This is a genomic window from Streptomyces sp. NPDC048415, assembly GCF_040651675.1.
GTDB lineage: Bacteria > Actinomycetota > Actinomycetes > Streptomycetales > Streptomycetaceae > Streptomyces.
In genome coordinates, this window is sequence record NZ_JBEZKJ010000017.1 from 82766 (window position 1) to 102207 (window position 19442).

General features: G+C 70.4%; 16 protein-coding genes. 9 read left to right on the forward strand and 7 right to left on the reverse strand.

What is annotated here, in order from left to right; translation table 11 throughout:
* Positions 1-117: 117 nt before the first annotated feature.
* Entirely contained in the window at positions 118-1347 is a 1230-nt protein-coding gene (ilvA, locus tag AB0D27_RS14620; RefSeq protein WP_362507249.1) for a threonine ammonia-lyase, read from the reverse strand.
* A gap of 164 nt (positions 1348-1511) precedes the next feature.
* Here ilvA and AB0D27_RS14625 point away from each other — a divergent pair, with 164 nt between their 5' ends.
* The 3 genes from AB0D27_RS14625 (at position 1512) to AB0D27_RS14635 (ending at position 3054) form a co-directional block, all read left to right on the forward strand.
* A complete protein-coding gene (locus AB0D27_RS14625; protein ID WP_362507252.1) occupies positions 1512-2009 on the forward strand; it encodes a MarR family transcriptional regulator in 498 nt (165 codons plus the stop codon).
* Positions 2010-2305: 296 nt separating this feature from the next.
* Entirely contained in the window at positions 2306-2809 is a 504-nt protein-coding gene (locus AB0D27_RS14630; protein ID WP_362507255.1) for a sigma factor-like helix-turn-helix DNA-binding protein, read from the forward strand.
* On the forward strand, positions 2806-3054 hold the full coding sequence (locus AB0D27_RS14635; RefSeq protein ID WP_362507258.1) for a hypothetical protein: 249 nt from the start codon (positions 2806-2808) through the stop codon (positions 3052-3054). Before AB0D27_RS14630 ends, AB0D27_RS14635 begins: the two co-directional genes overlap by 4 nt.
* Positions 3055-3061: 7 nt before the next feature.
* Here AB0D27_RS14635 and AB0D27_RS14640 read toward each other — a convergent pair whose 3' ends face one another.
* Positions 3062-4216 carry a cystathionine gamma-synthase gene (locus AB0D27_RS14640; protein WP_362507261.1) on the reverse strand — a complete coding sequence of 385 codons (1155 nt, stop codon included), beginning with the start codon at positions 4214-4216 and terminating at the stop codon, positions 3062-3064.
* A 166-nt stretch (positions 4217-4382) separates the two neighbouring features.
* Between AB0D27_RS14640 and AB0D27_RS14645 the strand changes: the two genes are divergently transcribed.
* The 4 genes from AB0D27_RS14645 to AB0D27_RS14660 all read left to right on the forward strand — a co-directional run bounded on the left by AB0D27_RS14645 (position 4383) and on the right by AB0D27_RS14660 (position 10058).
* The gene (locus tag AB0D27_RS14645; protein ID WP_362507264.1) at positions 4383-5501 is read left to right on the forward strand and encodes a hypothetical protein; all 1119 of its coding nucleotides are present in this window, start codon (positions 4383-4385) and stop codon (positions 5499-5501) included.
* Positions 5502-5587: 86 nt separating this feature from the next.
* Positions 5588-6256, forward strand: coding sequence for a peptide-methionine (S)-S-oxide reductase MsrA (gene msrA / locus AB0D27_RS14650; RefSeq protein WP_362507267.1), 669 nt, complete (start codon positions 5588-5590; stop codon positions 6254-6256).
* Positions 6257-6487: 231 nt separating this feature from the next.
* Positions 6488-7087, forward strand: coding sequence for a DUF4291 domain-containing protein (locus AB0D27_RS14655; protein WP_362507270.1), 600 nt, complete (start codon positions 6488-6490; stop codon positions 7085-7087).
* A 163-nt stretch (positions 7088-7250) separates the two neighbouring features.
* Complete coding sequence (locus AB0D27_RS14660; protein ID WP_362507273.1) at positions 7251-10058, forward strand: SpoIIE family protein phosphatase; 2808 nt, start codon at positions 7251-7253, stop codon at positions 10056-10058.
* 33 nt (positions 10059-10091) lie between these two features.
* Here AB0D27_RS14660 and AB0D27_RS14665 read toward each other — a convergent pair whose 3' ends face one another.
* The gene (locus tag AB0D27_RS14665; protein WP_362507276.1) at positions 10092-10682 is read right to left on the reverse strand and encodes a helix-turn-helix transcriptional regulator; all 591 of its coding nucleotides are present in this window, start codon (positions 10680-10682) and stop codon (positions 10092-10094) included.
* Between the two features lie 177 nt (positions 10683-10859).
* On the opposite strand from AB0D27_RS14665, the gene AB0D27_RS14670 reads away from it, so the two are divergent.
* Entirely contained in the window at positions 10860-12308 is a 1449-nt protein-coding gene (locus AB0D27_RS14670) for an MFS transporter (protein ID WP_362507279.1), read from the forward strand.
* Here AB0D27_RS14670 and AB0D27_RS14675 read toward each other — a convergent pair.
* Both AB0D27_RS14675 and AB0D27_RS14680 read right to left on the reverse strand, forming a co-directional pair.
* On the reverse strand, positions 12239-12625 hold the full coding sequence (locus AB0D27_RS14675) for a VOC family protein (protein ID WP_362507282.1): 387 nt from the start codon (positions 12623-12625) through the stop codon (positions 12239-12241). The two genes, AB0D27_RS14670 and AB0D27_RS14675, sit on opposite strands and share 70 nt — an antisense overlap.
* Before the next feature lie 324 nt (positions 12626-12949).
* On the reverse strand, positions 12950-13993 hold the full coding sequence (locus AB0D27_RS14680) for an NAD(P)-dependent alcohol dehydrogenase (RefSeq protein ID WP_362507285.1): 1044 nt from the start codon (positions 13991-13993) through the stop codon (positions 12950-12952).
* Between the two features lie 174 nt (positions 13994-14167).
* On the opposite strand from AB0D27_RS14680, the gene AB0D27_RS14685 reads away from it, so the two are divergent.
* Positions 14168-15082, forward strand: a complete 915-nt coding sequence (locus AB0D27_RS14685) for a helix-turn-helix transcriptional regulator (protein ID WP_362507288.1) — start codon at positions 14168-14170, stop codon at positions 15080-15082.
* Between the two features lie 163 nt (positions 15083-15245).
* On the opposite strand, the gene AB0D27_RS14690 is transcribed toward AB0D27_RS14685, so the two are convergent.
* A complete protein-coding gene (locus tag AB0D27_RS14690) occupies positions 15246-16016 on the reverse strand; it encodes an antibiotic biosynthesis monooxygenase (protein WP_362507291.1) in 771 nt (256 codons plus the stop codon).
* Positions 16017-16080: 64 nt separating this feature from the next.
* Positions 16081-19311 carry a S8 family peptidase gene (locus AB0D27_RS14695; protein WP_362507350.1) on the reverse strand — a complete coding sequence of 1077 codons (3231 nt, stop codon included), beginning with the start codon at positions 19309-19311 and terminating at the stop codon, positions 16081-16083.
* Between the last annotated feature and the right edge of the window lie 131 nt (positions 19312-19442).

Below are 19442 nucleotides of genomic sequence, written 5' to 3' on the forward strand. Positions count from 1 at the left end.
TGCGCCACCTCACAGGTGGCGAGGAACACACCGTAACGCGATGTATCGCGTTGCTCAACAGGTTTTCCGAACGAGGGACAGACGGACGAACAGGCGACCGACGACGGCGATCCGACGTCAGTCGATGACCGTGTAACCCGCCTCGCGCAGCGACCGGTTCACCTCGGCGCAGTGCTCGGGCCCCTTCGTCTCCAGGTGCAGCTCGACCTCCACCTCCGTGAGCCCGAGCCGTGGATCGGTCCGTACGTGACTCACATCGAGGACGTTAGCGTCCGCCACTGACAACACCCCGAGAAGTGTGGCCAGGGCGCCGGGACGGTCGGTCAGCCGCAGCGTCACCGCCAGATAGCGGCCGCCCGCCGCCATACCGTGACGCAGGATGCGCTGCATCAGCAGCGGGTCCACGTTCCCGCCCGACAGCAGGGCCACCACCGGGCCCTCGAAGGCGCCCGGTTCCCGCAGCAACGCCGCGACGGGGCTCGCGCCGGCCGGTTCGACGACCAGCTTGGCGCGCTCCAGGCACAGCAGCAGCGCGCTGGACAGGTTGTACTCGGAGACCGTGCGGACCTCGTCCACCAGCTCTTCCACCAACCGGAACGGCACATCGCCGGGCCGCCCGACCTTGATGCCGTCGGCCATCGTCGCCGGGTTCTCGATCGACACCGGACGCCCGGCGGCGAGCGAGGGCGGGTACGCCGCCGCGCCCTCCGCCTGCACACCCACGATCCGTACGTCCGGACGCAGCGACTTCACCGCCAGCGCGACGCCCGCGGCAAGGCCGCCGCCGCCGATCCCCACGACGATCGTGCGCACCTCGGGGCACTGCTCCAGGATCTCCAGGCCGACCGTGCCCTGGCCCGCGATGATGTCGGGGTGGTCGAAGGGGTGGATGAACACGGCGCCCGTCTCGGCCGCGTACTCCTGCGCGGCGGCCAGCGTCTCGTCCACCACCTGACCGTGCAGCCTCACCTCGGCGCCGTAGTCACGGGTAGCCGCGACCTTCGGCAGCGGGGCGCCGGTCGGCATGAAGACCGTGGAACGCACGCCGAGCAGCGAGGAGGCCAGGGCGACGCCCTGCGCGTGGTTGCCGGCGCTCGCGGCGACGACACCCGCGGCGCGCTCCTCGGGAAGCAGTCCCGCGATACGCACGTAGGCGCCGCGCAGCTTGAAGGAACCCGTGCGCTGGAGGTTCTCGCACTTGAAGTGGACAGGGGCGCCCACCAGCTGGGACAGATACCTGCTGCCCTCCATCGCGGTCACCCGCGATACGCCCGTGAGCATCTTCTGCGCGCCACGTACGTCGTCGAGAGTCACGCTGTGCAAGGAGTCAGCCGTGCTGTAGCTCATGACCACCAGTCTCGCAGTTCACGCGGGCGTACTCCCGGCGTGACCACGCTCCGAGACCGGTTTGCGCAGCGCCGGTACGGCCCGCGCCCCGGCCGCGTACCCTGTCCCCCAACCCAGCTCCCCACGCATGAATTGAGCCCCCGGCCATGCCCACAACACCTGAAATGTCGATGGACATGACGACCGTCGGTGACACCGGTCTTCTCGAGACGCTGCAGCACGAGGTCGCGGTGTTCGCGCGCCGTGCCGAACAGACCCGGCTCGGCGGGGTGGGGCAGGTGCGCAACTCCATGGACCGCGCCGCGTACCTGCTGCTCAACCGCCTCGACAAGGAAGGTCCGATGGGTGTCAAGGCGCTCGCCGCGAGCATGGGCATCGACTCCTCGACGGTCACCCGTCAGGTGGCCCCGCTGGTCGACACCGGGCTGGTGAAGCGCACCTCGCACCCCGAGGACGGCCGCGCGGTGGTGCTCCAGCTGTCCCCGCGCGGACAGTCCCGCCTCGACGAAGTGCGCTCCTCCCGGCGTCAGTTGATGGCCGAGCTGACACACGACTGGGCGCCGGAGGAGCGCGAGGCGTTCTGCACGCTCCTCACGCGCTTCAACGGCGCGCTCTCCGCCCGCCAGGGCGTACCGGTCCCTGAGTCGCAGCCGGCTTCCTGATCCACCGGCGGCCACCTCACCGTCTCCGGTCTCCACGCGCGCGTACGTCACCGCCCGCTGTCCCCACGCGCGCGTACGTCACCGCCCGCTGTCTCCACGCACGCGTACGTCACCGCCCGCGTCCCCACGCGCGTGCATGCGTTCCGCGCTCCCACGCGCGCGCATGTGTTCCGGACTCTTGACCGGAAGGCCGCCCCTGGCCTCATATGAGACCGGGCCCTCGTCGTACGCGGTCCGGCATGTCGTACACGGCCGGGGCCCCGTTTCCTCAGGGTCGCCCTCAGGGGGGAGGCGTGGTGCGAGAACGGCATGGGTCCCAAGGCGCCCGCCGGGCCCGGGAGTTCGAGGCGTTCGTCGCCGGCGCGGCGGGGCGGCTGCTGCATGCCGCCACCCTGCTCACGGCGGAGCCCCGGGACGCCAACCCGCGCGCGCGACGCCTGCTGACGCTGGCCCTCGCCCATACGTACGCCTCCTGGGACCGGCTGCGCGGCGAGGACCCCTACGACTGCGCCCGCCAGCAGCTGGCCGTCCGCTTCGCGCGCGCGGCCTGGCACCAGGACGGCAGCCTCGGGCGCGTCCGGCTCCGCCCGTCCGCCGACACCGTCCTGGCCCGGCTCACTCCCCAGGAGCGGCTGATCCTGGTCCTCAGGCTGTACGAGGGGGTCGCCGAGGAGCAGACGGCGGCCCTGCTCGGGCTCGCCACGGAACGGGTGCGGGCGATCTGCGCCCGCGCGATGGCGACGCTGTTGCATCCGCCGAGGGGCCCGGCGCCGGCCATGGCGAAGGTGGTGCCGTCATGAACCTGCCCGAACGTGAGGCGGCCGTACGGCGGATGCTGGAGCAGGCGCCGCCGCCGGTGCCGCCCGACCTCTACGCGGACGTCGTGCGCCGCGGAGGGCGCATGCTGCGCCGCAGGACGGCGGCCCGCCGCCTGATGTGGCTGCTGCTGTTCGCCGCGGCCGTCGCCTTCGTCGTCTGGGCGACGATGGCTCGCCCCTGGGTGGAGCCGCCGTCGCAGACGACTCCACCACTGACCGGCTGGTGATCCGAGCTCAGCCGAGAGCCTGCTGCAGGTCCTCAAGCAGGTCGTCGACGTTCTCGATGCCTACGGAGAGGCGTACGAGATCGGCGGGGACCTCGAGCGCCGAGCCCGCCGCCGACGCGTGCGTCATGCGTCCGGGGTGCTCGATCAGGGATTCCACGCCGCCCAGGGACTCGCCGAGCGTGAACACCTTGGCGCGGTTGCAGACCTCGACGGCCGCTTCCTCGCCGCCCTCGACCCGGAAGGAGATCATGCCGCCGAACGCCCTCATCTGCTTGGCGGCGGTCTCGTGACCGGGGTGCTCCGGGAGTCCCGGGTACAGAACGCGCGTCACGCGCGCGTGCCGGGTGAGCATCTCGGCGACCTTGCCGGCGTTCTCGCTGTGCCGGTCCATGCGCACGGAGAGCGTCTTGGTGCCGCGCAGCACCAGCCAGGAGTCGAAGGGCCCGGCGACCGCGCCCATCGCGTTCTGGTGGTACGCCAGCTCCTCGCCGAGCTCCTGGTCGCCGACGATCAGGGCGCCGCCCACGACATCCGAGTGGCCGCCCATGTACTTGGTCAGGGAGTGCACGACGACGTCCGCGCCGAGCGCGAGCGGCTGCTGGAGGTAGGGGGTGGCGAAGGTGTTGTCGACGACGAGCCGGGCGCCCGCCTCGCGGGCGATCTGCGCGACGGCGGCGATGTCGGTGATGCCGAGGAGGGGATTGGAGGGCGTCTCGACCCAGACCGCCTTGGTCTTCGGGGTGAGGGCGGCCCGTACGGCGTCGGGGTCGCTCGTGTCGGCCACGGACCACTCCACGCCCCACCGGGAGACGACCTTCGCGAAGAGGCGGAACGTGCCGCCGTACGCGTCGTTGGGGATCACCACGTGGTCGCCGGGGCTGAGCAGCGTACGCAACAGGCAGTCCTCGGCCGCCAGTCCGGACGCGAACGCGAGGCCGCGACGGCCGCCCTCGAGGGCGGCGAGGTTCTCTTCCAGGGCGGTCCTGGTGGGGTTGGCGCTGCGGCTGTACTCGTAACCGCCGCGCAGCCCGCCGACGCCGTCCTGCTTGTAGGTCGAGACCTGGTAGATCGGCGGGACGACCGCGCCGGTCAGGGGATCGGCGGTGTTGCCCGCGTGGATCGCGAGGGTCTCGAAGTGCTGACTGATGTGCCTGTCGCTCATGGGTCCCGAGCGTAGTGCGCCCGCGGGGCTGACGACGGCCCGAGGCCCTGGCGGGGCGCTCGGGGCCGCCGGAGCGGGCCGGGGCCCGACCGGGTCGGCCGCCCGATGCCGCCCCGGATCCCGACCGGGTTGGCCAATTGTCGGACCCGTCTGGTTCGCTTGAGGCATGGAGATTCTCTGGGGCCTGATGGCGCTGGCCATGTTCAGCCTGGTGCTGCTGCCGGTGCTGATGCGCAGGCGCGCCGGTATTCAGCAGGTCGCGCCCGGCGACCCGGACGCCGCGGACCCGGCGAACTACGGGTTCCTGCTCCAGGAGGAGCTGGACATCCGCATGCCGGGCCCCGACCAAGACCTGCTGGACGTGCTGGACCTGGTGCAACGCACGCAGGACCACCGCGCCGCCTCGCAGCTCCTCGCGGGCACCGAGACGGACGGCGAGCCGCGCTGGCAGCGGGTGCAGGCCTTCGCGGGCGCCGCGTCGCTGGAGTTGCGGCAGCGCCCCGGCGGGGTCAGCGAGACGCCCGGCGGGCAGTGGCTGCGGGTGTGGCGGGCCGAGCAGCCCAAGGACGCGGGCGGCGCGGCGGTGCACGCGGAGTTCCTGGTGCAGCAGGCGTGGCGTACGTCGACGCCGGGGACGGACGATTTCCGGATCATCATGGAGGAGGCGAAGGCGGCGTGCGGCGAGGCGGCGCTGCTCGCCCCCGGTGACCCGATCCCGTACATCATCGAGCTGTCGGTGGCCCGCGGACTCGCCTACTCCCAGGCGGGCTTCGAGGAACTCTGGCTGAAGATCCTGGACCGTGCTCCGTCCCACATGGGGGCGCATCTGGCGGCCCTGCACTACTGGTGCGAGAAGTGGCACGGCTCACGGGAGGTGGCGTACTCCTTCGCGGAGGCCGCGGCCGCGCGCGCCCCGCAGGGGTCCCTGCTCGCCGCCCTGCCGCTCTTCGCGGTCTTCGAGCACCTCCCCGAGGTGAACCTGGTCCGCAGCTTCTACCAGAGCGAGACCGTGACGAAGGCGGTGCACGGCGCGCTGTTCGCGGTGCACGCCGCCCGCCCCGACGACCCGATGCTGGCCCACGTCCGCCATCTCCTGGTCTTCTTCCTGGTCCGCGGCGAGCGCTGGGCCGAGGCCATGAACCAGCTGGTGCATGTCGACGGCCACGTCGGCGCGCTCCCCTGGACCCTGACCCCCGATCCGGCCGCGGACTACGCGATATACCGGGCCCTGGCGGTGGCGGGGTACGAGGCCAACGGCGGGAGCCCGGCGACGCTGTCGCACTGAGAGGCTCCCGCGCGCGGAATTCCGCCCGGCCCTCGGACGTTGAAGACCACGACCCCCAGCCCTCGGACCGACCTCGTGGAGACCGCATGTTCCTGCACAGCCGTACGCCGCAGCTCCCGACCGCCGAGCAGGCCCTGCGCGGCCGTCCCGAGCCGTCCTTCTCGGTCCCGGGGCCGCACACCGTCCTCGGCACCCCGCTCCTCGGCCCCTACCCCGAGGGCCTGGAGATCGCCGACTTCGGCCTGGGCTGCTTCTGGGGCGCCGAGCGCAAGTTCTGGCAGCTTCCGGCGGGCGTGTACACGACCCTGGTGGGCTACCAGGGTGGCTTCACCGAGAACCCCACGTACGAGGAGGTCTGCTCCGGCCTGACCGGCCACACGGAGGCGGTCCGCGTCGTCTACGACCCGTCCGTCGTCTCGTACGAGCGTCTCCTCCAGCTCTTCTGGGAGTCCCACAACCCCACCCAGGGCTTCCGCCAGGGCAATGACGTGGGCACCCAGTACCGCTCCGCGATCTACACCCACACCCCGGCCCAGGAAACCGCCGCGGCCGCCTCCCGTGAGGCCTACCAGAAGGTCCTCACGGGTTCGGGCTACGGCACGATCACCACGGAGCTCCTCCCCGCCGAGGGGCGCACCTTCTACCCGGCCGAGGGATATCACCAGCAGTACCTGGACAAGAACCCGGCGGGTTACTGCGGAATCGGCGGGACCGGCGTGTCCTGCCCGATCGGTGTGGCCAAGGCAGACGGGTGAGCGCTGGGGTCACCCCGGCATCCGCTGGTGGACCGAGTCGGAGCAGGGCGACCCCGAGCCGGAGTTCCACAACTCGCTCCGCGTTGCGGAGTGATCCGGGAGTTACCGACACCCCTGCGGCGAGTACACGCGCGGGGGCAGACACTCCGCGGCCCAAGCGTCGCGTACGACCAGGTCAGCCGGTGCAAAAAGCGGTGGCATGGCCCTACATGGGTGCCCCACCCTGGGCTCATGGCTGAACCACGGCACGAGATACGCGCTCAGTACACAGCGTCCACGATCACGGTGTACCAGGCGTACTCCCCTCAGATCGGTCTGCCCGCCGCACGTGAGGGACGCTTCCCGGCCATCTGGAAGCGGGACCGGATGACGTGGATCAAGCCGTCGTTCCTGTGGATGATGTACCGCTGCGGTTGGGCGACGAAGCCCGGGCAGGAGACCGTCCTGGCCGTGGAGATCGCCCGAGAGGGCTTCGAATGGGCGCTGCGCGGCTCGTGTCTGTCGAGCTACACACCTGGCGTGCACCTCGACCGCGGCACGTGGCAGCGCCAGTTGAAGCGCGCACCCGCACGCGTGCAGTGGGACCCCGAGCGCGATCTGCGCCTTCAGCCCTTGGAGCACCGCTCGCTGCAACTCGGGCTGTCCGGGGAAGCCGCTCGACGCTACGCGGACGACTGGACGATCGCCATCAGCGATGTGACCGCACTGGCCCACGAGATCCACACCCTCGTCCAAAGAGGCGAGCTGGAAGCCGCGGCCAAGCTGCTTCCCGCGGAGCGTCGCTATCCCGACGGCGAGCAGCTACTGACCCATCTGGTGCGTGCCCAGTAGCCCCACCGAGCCCCTGATCGCTCAGGATCACGTGGGCATCGCACGGCCGCGGGGACGGGGGGCGAGCCGAGGTGCGCCGTGCGGGACGCGCCCACCCCGCCGGGCGAAGAACGGTGCCGGGCGAGTCCAACTGGGCTCGTACCGTGAGTGTTATGAATGACTCATGAAGGAATCTTTGCGGCCAAACCGGAACACGTCGCGCCACGCGTTCACCGGGCGGTCGCATGATCTTCGCGAGTCCCTGCTGAACCTGCGCAGTGTCGCCGGGCAGGTCTTCCTTCTCCAGGTCGCGATCGTCGTGCTGCTGGTCGCGGGCGGGGTGGCCACTCTGCTGCTGCAGTCGGCACGTGACGCCCTCCAGCAGGGACGCCGGGAGTCGGTCGTCGCGGCACAGTCGTTCGCGAACGCCCCGGGCACGGTCCAGGCGCTGCACAGCCGAAACCCGACGGCCGTGCTGCAGCCGCGCGCCGAAGCGGTCCGGAAAAAGGCGGGCGTGGACTTCGTTGTTGTCATGAACACAAAAGGGATTCGCTATACCTACCCTTACCCGAAGGAGATCGGGAAGAAGTTCGTCGGCAACATCCAACCGGCGCTGGAAGGCCGCACCACCATCGAGCAGGCAGGCGGGCCCCCGCTCCCGACGGGCCGGGGAACCGCCGTCCAGGCGGTGGTCCCGGTCACCGATGCCCACGGCAACGTCGTCGGCCTGGTGTCCGCCGGGATCACGGTCAAGAACCTGGGGAAACGGTGGGTACCGCAGCTGCCGATCATGGTCGGTTCCGGCGCGGCCGCGCTGGCGGTGGCCGGCGCCGGGACCGCGCTGGTGTCCCGGCGGCTGCAGCGGCAGACCCATGGCCTCGGTCCGGCTGAGATGGCGCGGATGTACGAGCACCACGACGCGGTCCTGCACGCGGTGCGGGAAGGGGTGCTGATCACCGACGCCGACGAACGACTGCTGCTGGCCAACGACGAGGCGAAGCGGCTGCTGGGCCTGCCCGCGGACGCGGAGGGACGGCATGTGCGGGAGCTGGGGCTGCCGGAGGAGATCACGCGCGCGCTGACGTCGGACGAGGCGGTCACGGACGCGGTGCACCTGGCGGAGGACCGGTTGCTGGCGGTGAACAAGCGGCCCACGTTCCCGAACGGCGCCCAGGGAGGCCACGTGATCACGTTGCGGGACACCACGGAACTGACCGCGGTGTCGGGGCGGGCGGAGGTGGCGCGGGGGCGCCTGAAGCTGCTCTATGAGGCGGGCGTACGGATGGGCACGACGCTGGACGTGGTGCATACGGCGCAGGAGCTGGCTCAGGTGGCGGTCCCGAAGGTCGCCGACGTCGTCACGGTGGACCTGCTGGATGCGGTGATGCGCGGGCAGGAGCCGACGGCGGAGAAATGGCGGCATCTGCGCCGTGCGGCGAGCAGCAGCCGGCAGCCCATCTGGCCGCTGAGCCCGGTGGGCGAAAAGATCATGTTCTCGCCGGCGGCGCCGCAGACACGGGCGTTGGAGCAAGGACGGGCGGTGCTGACCGCGGACCTGCGGCAGGCGCGGGAGTGGCAGGAGCAGGACCCGGACGGCACCCGGACGGCACTGGAGCGCGGGTTGCATTCGCTGGTGACGGTGCCGCTGCGGGCGCGAGGTGTGCCGCTGGGCGTGGCGAACTTCTACCGGATGGGGGATTCACCGGCGTTCGAGCAGGAAGACCTGATCTTCGCGGAGGAGTTGGGGGCGCGGGCTGCGGTGGCCATCGACAACGCGCGGCGGTTCACCCGGGAGCATGCGATGGCGGTGACGCTGCAGCGGAGTCTGCTGCCGCGGGGGCAGCCGGAGCAGGAGGCACTGGACGTGGCCTGGAGGTATCTGCCGGCGGAGGCGGACGTGGGGGTGGGCGGGGACTGGTTCGATCTCATCCCGCTGCCGGGCGCACGAGTGGCGCTGGTGATGGGCGACGTCGTCGGTCACGGGCTGCACGCGGCGGTGACGATGGGGCGACTGCGCACCGCGGTCCAGAACTTCTCCGCGCTGGACCTCCCGGTGGACGAGGTTCTCGGGCACCTGGACGAACTGGTCGTCCGTGTGGACAGCGAGGAGGGCACGGCCGAGGCCGCGGAAGCCCACGAGGTGGAGGGAATGACGGGAGCGACGTGTCTGTACGCGATCTACGACCCGGTAGCGGGGACATGCACGGTGGCCCGTGCGGGACACCTCGACCCGGTGCTGGTGTACCCCGACGGGACCGTCACCTGTCCGAACGTACCCGCCTCGGCCCCGCTCGGACTGGGAGGCTACCCCTACGAGACCTGCGACCTGGCCCTGCCCGAGGGCTCACGACTGGTGCTGTACACCGACGGGCTGGTGGAGCACCGCACCCGCGACATCGACGTCGGGCTGGTTGAGCTGCGCCGGACGCTGCAGCAAGCCGGGCGGCGCACTCCCGAGGAGACGTGTCAGGCGGTGGTCGACGCGATGATGCCGGCACACCCCACCGATGACATCGCGCTGCTGGTGGCGAGCACCCGGTTGTTCCCGCCGTCACGCGTGGCGGAGTGGGACGTACCGCCGGATCCTGCGGCGGTGGCCTCGGTGCGGTCGGGTTGCAGCGCGAAGTTGCGGGAGTGGGAGCTGGAGGAGCTCGTTTTCACCACGGAGCTGATCGTCAGCGAGTTGGTCACGAACGCGATCCGGTACGGATCACCTCCCATCAAGGTACGGCTGCTGCACGGGCGCTGTTTGACCTGCGAGGTGTCGGACAGCAGCAGTACCTCGCCGCGTCTGCGGCGGGCGGCGACCACGGACGAGGGTGGCCGGGGCCTGTTCCTTGTGGCGCAGCTCGCTCAGCGCTGGGGCACGCGGTACACACGCGGTGGCAAGGTCATCTGGGCCGAACACCCCCTGGCCGACGGCGCGTCCGCCGCTGAGGCCGGCCCATCGGCCGACGTTCTTCTTGAGCAGTTCGATGATCCCGCCCTGTGACGCAGCCGGACTTCCCGATCCGCCGGGCTGGGCTCACGGCTCGTTTCGGAGGGCGGCCGGCCGCGCACGTACCCGGGCCTTGTCGCCTTGCGGGCCGAAGATGTGGAGGATCTCGACGGGACGGTCACCGCTCGGGCCGAACCAGTGCGGCTCGGCCGTGTCGAACTCGGCCACCTCACCGGGGCGGAGCGTGAGTTCGCGCTCGCCGAGCACGAGCAGCAGCTCTCCCGCGAGGACGAAGAACCACTCGTAGCCGGTGTGGGTGACGAGCCTGCGCGGGCCGGGCGCGATGACCTGCTTGAAGACCTGGAGGCGACCCGGGTACTGCGTCAACGGCACCAGGACGCTTCCGTTCTTGCGGTGCTGCAGCGGAGTCAGGTGAACCCGCGGGTCGCCGGTTGCCGGGGCGGCGATGAGCTGATCGAGCGCGACGTGGTGTGCCCGCGCGAGCGGAATGAGGAGCTCCAGGGTCGGGCGCCGCTTGCCGGACTCGAGCCGCGAAAGGCCGCTGACCGAGATGCCGGTCGCCGCCGACAACGCCTCCAGGGTCATACCGCGGTCGCGGCGCAGCGAGCGCAGTCGGGGCCCGATGGCGGCGAGCAGGTGTTCCAGTTCGGCATCCACGCCGCCAGTCTGCGGGCACAGAGGTCAGTGTCTCCGCCGGAGGTCACGGCGTAGCCGAGTTTTTTGCAGTCCTTGCAAAGTTCCTGTCCGATCCGGTCTCGACGACCCGATCTTGTTGCTCAGGCCTGTGAGGTCCCGATTCCGCGGGCACCACGAAGCGCCACGAAGGAGCAACTCATGAAATCCGAACCCGGCCCGCCCAGGCGCTGGACGGTGCTGGCCATCTGCTGTCTGAGCCTGTTCCTGGTCGGACTGGACACCACGATCGTGAACGTCGGCCTGCCCTCGATAGGCGCCGGCCTGCACGTGGGAACCCGTGGCCTTGAGTGGACGGTCGACGCGTACACGCTCGTCCTGGCCGGCCTGCTGATGTCGTCCGGTGCGCTGGCCGACCGCATCGGCAGGCGACGCGTGTTCAGGCTCGGGCTGGTCGTGTTCGGCGTCGCGTCCGTGGCGTGCGCATGTGCGCCGACCTTCGGTGTGCTGGTCGCGGCCCGCGCGGCGCAAGGTGTCGGCGCCTCGATGCTCAGCCCGGTGGCTCTCGCGATCGTCGTCAACGTGATGACCGAGCCGAAGGAACGAGCGCGCGCGATCGGCGTTTGGGCGGCCGTCTTCGGCGTCAGCATGGCCGCCGGGCCCCTCGCGGGCGGCCTTCTCGTCTCGGGTGTCGGTTGGCGGTCGGTGTTCTGGATCAACGTGCCGGTCGTCGCCGTGGCGCTGATCCTGACCGGGATCTTCGTCCCGGAGTCCCGTGCGGAGCGGCCGCGTCGGCTCGACGGCCCGGGGCAACTGCTGCTGACCCTCGTGGTCGGCGGTTCGGTCGCGGTGCTGATCGAGGGACCGCACATCGGGTGGGGCTCGCCCGCCGCGATCACCGGCTACGTCCTCGTCGCGTTCACCGCCGCCGCTTTCGGGTGGGTCGAGTCGCGACGGACCGAGCCACTGGTGGACCTCCGGCTCTTCCGGCGGCGGCCGTTCATCGCCGCTGTCGTGGGCGCCGTCGCGGTGTTCGTCGCCCTCAGCGCGACCCTCCTGCTCAACACCTTCTACCTTCAGCATGCGAGAGGCATGACCCCGGCGGCCGCAGGAGTCGTCACACTCCCGATGGCCATCGCGGCGACCGTGTGCGCGCCACTCTCCGGGATGCTCGTCGGGCGTTTCGGCCCGCGCCCGCCTCTGCTGCTCGCCGGGGGTTTCACCACCGTCGGCGGCCTCTGCCTCGTGGGTATCGGCAATCACACCGACATCCGGTTGCCGGCGCTGGCCTACCTGCTCGTCGGCATCGGGTTCGGATTCGCGAACGCGCCGATCACCAACTCCGCGGTCAGCGGCCTGCCACCCGCCCAGGCCGGCTTCGCGGGTGGGATCACCTCGACCGCCCGCCAGTTCGGCTCCGCCCTCGGCATCGCTGTCGCGGGCAGCGCCATCGTCGGCGCCGCGCCCGCACAGCTCGCCCAGGCCTCACGTCCCGGCTGGTTCCTTGTCGCCGGCTGCGGTCTGCTCGTCCTTGTCGTGGCCCTGGTGGCGCCGGCGCCGGCTGCCGGCAGGGCGGTGAGTCAGTCGGTGCCGCTTCCGTACGGGCGGGTCAGGATTTCCAGGTTGTGGCCGTTCGGGTCGTCGAAGTAGGTGCCGCGGCCGCCGTCGTTGGTGTTGATCTCGTGAGGACGGTGGTGGCCCGGGTCCGCCCAGTAGGTGAGGCCGGCGGCCTGGACGCGGGCGAAGATCTCGTCGAAGTCGTCCTCGGAGACGAGGAAGGCGTAATGCTGGGGTGTGATCGGCGAGGTCGTGTCCATGTAGTCCAGCGTGACGCCGTTGGGTATCGGGACCGGGATGAACGGGCCGTATTTCGGGCCCACCTGGAGACCCAGGATGTCGGCGAGGAACTGCGCCGACGCCTTCTTCTCCCGGGCGGCGACGATCGTGTGGTTCAGCTCGACGGGCATCGCGAGAACCTCCCTGCGCACTGGGGGGCACGGGGTGCGTCACCGGCTGACGCACCCGGCCACTCTCCACACTAGGCAGCCGACACCCCCGATCCCAGCCCTCCCCGAGGGAACTCAGGTCCACCGAAGATCCCGGTGGGGGCGCTCACGTCCCTGGTCGGTGGGCCGTACCTCTCGTGGCTGCTGGGGCGGACGGGGCCCTAACCAGTGAACCGGCGTTGGCGCTGGACGACGCGCTTACGGGGTGCCGCTTCCGTGGGACGGGAGCCGCCCCTGGCGGCACGCATGCCCACAGCTACGACGGCACCCCGTCCGCACCCGGAACTAGATCGTCGCCGTGTCGATCACGAAGCGGTAGCGGACGTCGCTCGCCAGCACCCGCTCGTACGCCTCGTTGATCTCGGACGCGCTGATCAGCTCGATCTCGGCTCCGAAGCCGTGCTCGGCGCAGAAGTCGAGCATCTCCTGGGTCTCCTGGATGCCACCGATGCCGGAGCCCGCGAGGGTCTTGCGGCCGCCGATCACCGAGAACAGGTTGAGCCGGACGGGCTCCTCGGGCGCGCCCACGTTCACGAAGGCGCCGTCCGTCTTCAGCAGGGAGAGGTAGGCGTCCAGGTCGAGGGGGGCGGAGACGGTGGACAGGATCACGTCGAACGTGCCGCTCAGCTCCTCGAAGGTCTTCGGGTCGCTGGTGGCGTAGTAGTGGTCGGCGCCCAGCTTCAGGCCGTCGTCCTTCTTGCGCAGCGACTGGGAGAGGACGGTGACCTCGGCGCCCAGCGCGTGCGCGATCTTGACGCCCATGTGGCCGAGCCCGCCCATGCCGAGGACGGCGACCCTCTTGCCGGGGCCGGCGTTCCAGTGCTTGAGCGGGGAGTACGTGGTGATGCCGGCGCACAGCAGCGGCGCGGCCACGTCGAGGGAGAGGCCGTCGGGGATGCGGACGGTGTACTTCTCGTCGACGACGATCTTCTCGGAGTAGCCGCCGTAGGTGGGCTCGCCATTCTTGTCGAGGGCGTTGTACGTGCCGGTCATACCGCCGCCGGTGCAGTACTGCTCCAGACCGGCCTTGCAGTTGTCGCACTCGCGGCAGGAGTCGACCATGCAGCCGACGCCCACCCGGTCGCCGACCTTGAACTTGGTGACACCCGAACCGACCTCGGAGACGATGCCCGCGATCTCGTGGCCCGGCACCATCGGGAAGATCGCCTCCCCCCAGCCCTCGCGGGCCTGGTGGATGTCCGAGTGGCAGATACCGGCGAACTTGATGTCGATCAGGACGTCGAACTCGCCGACCTCGCGACGCTCGATGGTGGTGCGCTCCAGCGGAGCCTTGGCGGCGGGGGCGGCGTACGCGGCGACAGTGGTCATGCCGGGGTTCTCCTCAGGAGTGGTCTGTCCTGTACCCGGCTGCCTTCGGTCGGGCACGGACTCCAGCCTGCAACACCTGCCAGGGTTCACCCAGGCCACGGCTCTGCGTACGTCCGCTGGTCCTACTACTGGTGGGGTCAGGCTCCGCTGCGTACGACCGTGAATACTGGACGGATGGATGAACAGCCCTCGCAGGAGTCCGCCGGCGGGACGGGGCGACCGCTGGACCGGCGTGCCGAGCTCAGTGAGTTCCTGCGCAGCCGCCGGGCCCGGCTGAAGCCGGAGGACGTGGGAATGCCGGACTTCGGGCGGCACCGCCGGGTGCCCGGCCTGCGCCGTGAGGAGCTGGCCCAGCTGGCCGGCGTGTCCGTCGCGTACTACACACGCCTCGAGCAGGGCAACGGACGGAACGTGTCGGCGGAGGTGCTGGACGCGATCGCGCGGGCGCTGCGGCTGACCGACGCGGAGCACGCGCATCTCACGCACCTGGCGAAGCCGAAGCAGCTGAAGAAGAAGCAGACGGCTCGGCCGCAGCAGGTGCGGGGGGCGTTGCGGCAGCTCCTCGACACGCTGGACGGAGTTCCCGCGTACATCACCGGGCGGCGCTCCGACATCCTCGTGTGGAACCGGATGGCCGCGGCGGTCTTCGGGGACTGGTCGGAGCTGCCTCCGCAGGACCGGAACTGGGCGCGGATGGTGTTTCTCACGCCCGAGTACCGGGATCTGTTCGTGGAGTGGGAGCAGAAGGCGATCGACATCGTGTGCATGCTGCGCATGGACGCGGGGTGCTATCCGGACGATCCGCGCCTGTCCGGCCTCGTCGGTGAACTCTCCGTGAAAAGCGAGGAGTTCAGGCGACTGTGGGCCACGCATGACGTCAAGGAGAAGAGCTTCGGGGTCAAACGTCTGCGCCACCCGCTCGTCGGCGAGCTGACGCTCTCCTTCGAGTCGTTCCGCCTGGCCGACGACTCGGATCAGACCCTGATCACGTACCACGCCGAACCGGGATCCCCGTCGGGAGAGGCGCTGCGCCTCCTGGCGTCCTGGGGCACGGACGCGACGCGCGCGGGCGCGGCGTCCCCACAGTAGTTTTTTTCGCCTCTCCGCCCCCAACCCCCGCTCCTCAAACCCCGCAGGGGCTGGATCCAGCCCGTCCGGCGTTTGAGGACGAGCGCGAAGCGCGATACGGGGGGCCTGGGGGGCGGAGCCCCCAGATACGGGACGGCAGGGGCGGAGGGGGCGAAACCCTCCCTTACGGCCGGTACGGCGGCGCGGCCCCCCAGGTCCACTTGGGCACCGGCTGCTCCCCGGGCGGGCTCGCGTCCGGGCCGGAGAAGTAGAGGGCCAGCCTCGTGCCCCACTCCGCGTACGCGAGGAAGGCCGAGCGGAACTCGGCGTCGGTCGGCAGCCCCGCGTCGTCCGCCGCGTCCTGAAGGAGGTTGACCCAGCGCCGGCGCTGGACCTCGGAGATCCCCTTGCCCAGGTGTTTGGCGACCATGTGCCCGTGTCCGCCCTGCGTCTCGGAATACGCCGGCGGTCCGCCGAAGACCTCCCCGAGCCAGAGGGCGACATGGGCGGCGTGCTCGGCGCCCAGGTCCGCGAACAGGGGTGCCAGGACGTCGTCCTTGAGGACCTTGTCGTAGAAGACCTCCGTCAGCCGGGTGAAGGCCTCGGCCCCGCCCGCCCAGGCGTAGAGGGTGGGCACCGACGCCCCGGTGCCGCGCACCGTTGTCGGCTTGTAGTGGCGCATCTCCTCGATGTTCCCGATGAAGGGCCGGATCTCGGCGAGAAAGTCGGGGAAGAGCTCCGACTTGCGGAAGCCCTCGACGTGGTCCTCGGTCGACGTCCATGTGATCCGCAGGATGAAGTGCTCGAAGTCCTCCTCGCAGCGCGCGAGTTCGTAGTCGACGCACTGGGGGGCCGCGGCAAGCTGGGCGGCGGCCCGGGTGTAGGCGGCCAGGAACTCCGCCGACTGCTGCTCGGGAATCCGGTAACGGATGTATTCGACAGTCGAAACGGTCATGCCCCCACACAAACACGGACCGGCCGCCGGAAGCCCTGCTTCCGGCGGCCGGTTCGCTACGGGCTCACTTCCCGTAGTACGCGTTGTAGATGGAGATCGTCGCCTTGTTCCCCTTCTTGTCGGCGATCTTGGCGTGGAAGGAGATGCCCTTGCCCTTCGCCGGGTTCTTGAAGGTGATCTTGCCGTTCTTGACGTCGAGCCTGGTCCAGCTCTGGCCGTAGTCGTACGACACGTACACGGCAAGCGACTTCAGGTGGGAACCCGCGGCAGCGCCCTGGACCGTCACCGGAATGGTGACCTTCCGGCCGGCGGGGCCGCGGCTGTCCAGGCCGAGGGACGCGCCGAAGCGGACCGTGGAGACCGGCAGCTTCGCCTCGTCGGTCTTCTTGGACCGGAACGTCCAGCTCGCGTCGATCCGGGTGGAGGCCGCGGCCACCTTCACGGAACGCTTGACGGACGTGGTCAGCTTGTACGCCGCGTCCGCGTCCGGCACCTTGAACTGGCCGCTGCCGTCCAGCGGATCATCGGTCTGCGCGATCTCGGTGCCGTTGCGGTAGAGGGTTGTCCTCACCGAGGTGTAGACGGAGCCTCCGGTGTGCGCCTGGCCGTCCGCGAACAGCGGCAGATAGCCGTCGATGTACTTGCCGTCGCGGTAGACGCCGTACACGCCGCCGATCTTGGGGCCGAAGACGCCGGTGTTGAACGTCTTCGAGTAGCTCTTGCCCGCCTTGAAGGTGTGCGCGTCCTCCTCGGTGTAGAAGGCCTCGCTGATCGGGTAGCCATCGGCGTCCTTGCGGCCGAACTGCTCGACGTCGAAGCTCCACTGGACCCGGTCACCGGTGGACAGATGCAGCGTGCGGGTGCCCGGCAGCTTCTGCTCGACCCCGGTCCCGAAGGAGAAGTCGGTGGGCAGGAAGCTGTTCGCGGTCACCACACCCGTCTTGCCGGAGGCCGCGGCACCGATCCGGGTCTTCAGCGTGGCCAGTTCGCCGGCCTTGTAGTGCTTGACGTGCGCGCCCTGCAGCCTGGTGACCTTGCCGCCGGTGAAGATGTCGTACTCGGTGTCGTCGCCCTTCGTCCAGGTGCCCGACCAGCTCTGGGACAGACCCGAGGAGACCGCCGGGCCGATGTGCGCGGTCCGCAGGTCCTGGAAGGAATCCGCTCCGATGCCGAAACCGCCGCCCGCGGGGTCGTACATGTACGAGACCATCGCGGCGACCGGCTTGGCCCCGTCGTCCGGCACCGTGATGTCGGCGGACTTGGCCGTGCGCTGGTCGATCGTCACCGAGACGTTCTTGGTGACGCTCAGCTTCGGCTGGAGCAGCCAGTCGACGCCGCCGTCCGCGCCGACGGGGTCCTTCACCAGCTGGGAGCTGAGGGTGTAGGTGCCCCTGGGCACCCGGATGGTCTCCGCCTTGCCGGTGCCCTCCGTGAAGAAGCTCCGTCCGTCACCGGACGCCGAGAGGGCGGAGAGGTCGGTGAAGTGGGTCGGCTGCTGACCGTCCCGCGCGAGGTACTTCAGCTTGACGTCGTACGACTCCACCTCGCGCTGCACCCCGGCCGCGGTCCGCACCGACTGGCCGCCGCCGGTGGCCGTCACATACGCCGAGTACGCGCCGTTGGTGGTGCCGCCCAGCTTGGTGTCGACGGTGACGCCGACCGAGGCCTTGCCGCCCGCCGGGACCTTCAGTGTCTTCGCGCCGAGCTTGAAGAAGCCCGCGGGAGCCGCCTGGCCCTTGGGGTTGGTGGCGGTCGCCACGAGAGTGAGGGTGACGTCCTTCGCAGCGAGGTTGCGGTACGTCAGTTGCCTGGTCACCGGCTTGTCGTCGGTGTGCGGCCACAGCGCTACGGGGAAGCTCACCGAGCTCGGGTCGGCGATCACCGACTGCTTGATCGCCCTGTCGACCGCGATCCGGCCCGAACCCTGCTGGAACGGCGTGTATGTGCCGCCCTTCGCGGAGCCGGTCAGCGCGGCCTTCAGTTCGGCGAACGTCCAGGTCGGGTGCTCCTGCTTGAGGATCGCCGCCGCGCCCGCGACATGCGGGGTCGCCATCGACGTACCGGAGAGCGTCAGATAGCCCGGCGGCTTCTCGCCGACCTCCTTGTCGATGAGGCTGCCCGGGGCCGCGGCGGCCGTGATGTCCACGCCGGGGGCGGTGACGTCGGGCTTGACGGCGCCGTCGAGGCCGGGGCCGCGGCTGGAGAAGGAAGCCAGCTTGTCCCTGCCGTCGACCGCGCCGACGGTGAGCGCGTCGGCCGCGCTGCCCGGGGAGCCGATGGTCTGCTCGCCGATGTCGCCGTCGTTGCCTGCGGCGATCGCGAAGAGGATGCCCTTCGACTCGGAGAGCTTGTTGACCTCGGCCTCCAGCGGGTCGATCTCAGGGGTGTCGCCGCCGCCCAGGCTGAGGTTGACGATGTCGGCGCCCTGGTCGGCGGCCCATTCCATGCCCGCGAGGATGCTGGAGTCGTCGCCGTAGCCGTCGTCGCTGAGGACCTTGCCGTTGAGGATCTTCGCGCCGGGGGCGACCCCCTTGTACTTGCCGTTCGACTTGGCGCCGGTGCCCGCCGCGATGGACGCGACGTGCGTGCCGTGGCCGAACTTGTCGGTCGCGTCGGCGGACGTGGAGAAGTTCTTGGCCGCGATCACCTGGTCCTTGAGGTCCGGGTGGGTCGCGTCGACTCCCGTGTCCAGGACGGCGATCTTGACGCCCTTGCCGTCGTAACCGGCCGCCCACGCCTTCGGGGCGCCGATCTGCGGCACCGACTTGTCGAGGCTCGCCCTGCGGACGCTGTCCAGCCAGACGTGTGCGATGCCGGAGGCGGTGGTGCCGCCGTTGTCCGTGACCGCCTTCCACAGCTCGGCCGCGTCCCGCTGCGGCGTGAGGACCGCGTCCGCGTTCAGGGACTTGAGGGTCCTGCGGAGGGTGCCCGCCTCACGGACGCCGGCCTTGGCGGCGGTCGCGGCTCCCTTGTAGCCGACGATCAGCTTCAGGCCGCGCTGCCCCGCGTCGCGGGTCTCGTTCAGCTCGGTGACATCGAAGAGCCGCTGGTCGAGCCGGCCGGCGGCTATCAGGCGCTGGGCGTCGAGCGGCACCACGAGTGTGTGGCCGGCCGCCTTGCGGATCGATACGGGTATGTGGGCGCGGCCCTTGGCGCGTTCGTAGCCGACGACACGGCCCTTGGCGTCCACGGCCACCCGGTCGCCGGTGATCAGCGTCAGGTGGTGCCGGGCCGTCACCGCGGCCTTGGACGCGCTGCTCGGGTGCTCCTGCTTGGCCGAGGCCGGGCTGGTCATTCCCGCCGCCAGGGCCACGGCGGCCGCCGTGGCCACCGTCGCCGCGCACGCTCTTTTCACTTGTCTGCGCAAGTCTCCCCCTGGAGAGGTGTTTCGGATGAATTCCCCATTCATCCGGCCGGGGGAGGTCC

Bases quoted from the DNA above. Each gene is read 5' to 3' on its own strand.
- AB0D27_RS14645 (WP_362507264.1), top strand. From the start codon at position 4,383: ATGGAGATTCTCTGGGGCCTGATGGCGCTGGCCATGTTCAGCCTGGTG.
- AB0D27_RS14655 (WP_362507270.1), top strand. From the start codon at position 6,488: ATGGCTGAACCACGGCACGAGATACGCGCTCAGTACACAGCGTCCACG.
- msrA (WP_362507267.1), top strand. From the start codon at position 5,588: ATGTTCCTGCACAGCCGTACGCCGCAGCTCCCGACCGCCGAGCAGGCC.
- AB0D27_RS14625 (WP_362507252.1), top strand. From the start codon at position 1,512: ATGTCGATGGACATGACGACCGTCGGTGACACCGGTCTTCTCGAGACG.
- ilvA (WP_362507249.1), bottom strand. From the start codon at position 1,347: ATGAGCTACAGCACGGCTGACTCCTTGCACAGCGTGACTCTCGACGAC.
- AB0D27_RS14685 (WP_362507288.1), top strand. From the start codon at position 14,168: ATGGATGAACAGCCCTCGCAGGAGTCCGCCGGCGGGACGGGGCGACCG.
- AB0D27_RS14670 (WP_362507279.1), top strand. From the start codon at position 10,860: ATGAAATCCGAACCCGGCCCGCCCAGGCGCTGGACGGTGCTGGCCATC.
- AB0D27_RS14690 (WP_362507291.1), bottom strand. From the start codon at position 16,016: ATGACCGTTTCGACTGTCGAATACATCCGTTACCGGATTCCCGAGCAG.
- AB0D27_RS14640 (WP_362507261.1), bottom strand. From the start codon at position 4,216: ATGAGCGACAGGCACATCAGTCAGCACTTCGAGACCCTCGCGATCCAC.
- AB0D27_RS14660 (WP_362507273.1), top strand. From the start codon at position 7,251: ATGAAGGAATCTTTGCGGCCAAACCGGAACACGTCGCGCCACGCGTTC.
- AB0D27_RS14680 (WP_362507285.1), bottom strand. From the start codon at position 13,993: ATGACCACTGTCGCCGCGTACGCCGCCCCCGCCGCCAAGGCTCCGCTG.
- AB0D27_RS14695 (WP_362507350.1), bottom strand. From the start codon at position 19,311: ATGACCAGCCCGGCCTCGGCCAAGCAGGAGCACCCGAGCAGCGCGTCC.
- AB0D27_RS14635 (WP_362507258.1), top strand. From the start codon at position 2,806: ATGAACCTGCCCGAACGTGAGGCGGCCGTACGGCGGATGCTGGAGCAG.
- AB0D27_RS14675 (WP_362507282.1), bottom strand. From the start codon at position 12,625: ATGCCCGTCGAGCTGAACCACACGATCGTCGCCGCCCGGGAGAAGAAG.